Consider the following 1,598-nt stretch of genomic DNA (forward strand, 5'->3'; position numbering starts at 1 on the left):
GGACCGCGACCGACCGGAGCCGCCGCCGCTGTGACCGCCGCCGGGCGGGGGGGGAGCCCCCTGCCGGGCGGCGGCGGCGGACGGGCCGGTCAGCCGATCAGGGCGCCCTCCGGCCGGGGGCCGGGGCGGCGGGCCGGAACGCGGTGCGCGGGGTCGCGGACCTCGCCGACCAGCATCTCCAGGACGTCCTCCAGGGCGACCAGGCCCAGCACCCGGCCGGCCGGGTCGGCGACCTGGGCCAGATGGGTGGCGTCGCGGCGCATGACGCTGAGGGCGTCGTCCAGCGGGAGCGTCGAGGACAGCGTGGGCATCCGGCGCCAGACCCGCTGGGGCACGGCCCGCTCCCGCTCCTCCAGGTCCAGCACGTCCTTGACGTGCAGGTAGCCCATGAAGGCGCCGTTCTCGGAACGGACGGGGAAGCGGGAGTATCCGGTGCGGACCGTCAGCTGCTCGATCTGGCGCGGGGTCGCCGAGGGGCCGACCGTGACGAGCCGGTCCCGGGCGAGCAGGACGTCGGTGACCGGACGGCTGCCCAGTTCCAGGGCGTCCTCCAGGCGCTCCTGCTCGCCCGGCTCCAGGAGCCCGGCCTGCCGGGAGTCCTCGACGAGCCGGCCGAGCTGGGCGCTGGTGTAGACGGCCTCGACCTCGTCCTTGGGCTCCACCTGGAAGAGGCGGAGCACCAGGTGCGCGCAGGAGCCCAGCGCGGTGGTGACGGGGCCGCACAGCCGGGCGAAGGCGACCAGGCCCGGGCTGAACCAGAGCGCGGTCTTCTCGGGGGCGGCCATGGCGAGGTTCTTGGGCACCATCTCGCCGATGACCAGGTGCAGGAAGACGACGGCGGCGAGCGCCACCGCGTAGCCGAGCGGGTGGATCATGCCCTGCGGGACGTGCGCCGCGTCGAACAGCGGCTCCAGCAGGCGGGCCATCGTCGGCTCGGCGACGGCTCCGAGGGTCAGGGAGCAGACGGTGATGCCGAACTGGGCCGCCGCCATCATCCGCGGCAGGTTCTCCAGGCCGTACAGCACCTGGCGGGCCCGCTTGGACTCGGCGGCCAGCGGCTCGATCTGGCTGCGCCGGACGGAGACGAGGGCGAACTCGGCGCCCACGAAGAACCCGTTGGCGAGGACCAGGAGCAGGGCGAAGAGCAGTTGCAGTGCGTTCATCGGACCGCCGCCTCCCTGTCGGCCGGGTGTCCGGCGGCGGGGCCGGGCCCGGGGGGCGCCGGCCGGCGTGCGGCCGGGGCCGCGGGCGGGCGTGCCGCCGGGGCGGGCTCGGGCGCCTGATGGGGGGCCGGGTGAGGGGCGGGGAGCAGCCGCACCAGCCGGACCCGTTCGGCCCGGTAGCGGCCGACCTGGCGGACGGACAGCTTCCAGCCGGGCAGTTCGGCGCGGTCCCCGGGGGCGGGGATCCGGCCGAGCAGGTCGGCGACGAGGCCGGCGACGGTCTCGTACGGGCCCTCGGGAACCTCCAGGCCTATCCGGCGCAGGGTCTGCACCCGGCAGCTGCCGTCGGCCTCCCAGGAGGGGCGGCCGTCCTCGGCCGGCACGGCGGCCAGTTCGGGGCCCTCGTCCTCGGCGAGGTCGTGCTCGTCACGGACC

General features: G+C 76.4%; 2 protein-coding genes. Both read right to left on the bottom strand.

All coding sequences use genetic code 11. From position 1 onward, the window contains the following. Nucleotides 1-89 precede the first annotated feature (89 nt). Complete coding sequence (locus ACFXA3_RS42280) at nt 90-1,163, bottom strand: hemolysin family protein (RefSeq protein ID WP_385196812.1); 1,074 nt, start codon at nt 1,161-1,163, stop codon at nt 90-92. Further along, nucleotides 1,160-1,598 (bottom strand): transporter associated domain-containing protein (locus ACFXA3_RS42285; RefSeq protein WP_385196814.1); only part of this gene is annotated, 439 nt, incomplete at its 5' end. The genes ACFXA3_RS42285 and ACFXA3_RS42280, both read right to left, overlap by 4 nt.

Origin of the sequence: Streptomyces sp. NPDC059456 (assembly GCF_042750055.1) — a bacterium.
In the GTDB taxonomy this organism is placed as follows: domain Bacteria; phylum Actinomycetota; class Actinomycetes; order Streptomycetales; family Streptomycetaceae; genus Streptomyces.

What these genes read in the sequence shown, in the direction of transcription:
- ACFXA3_RS42280 (WP_385196812.1), bottom strand. Translation starts at nt 1,163, where the DNA reads ATGAACGCACTGCAACTGCTCTTCGCCCTGCTCCTGGTCCTCGCCAAC.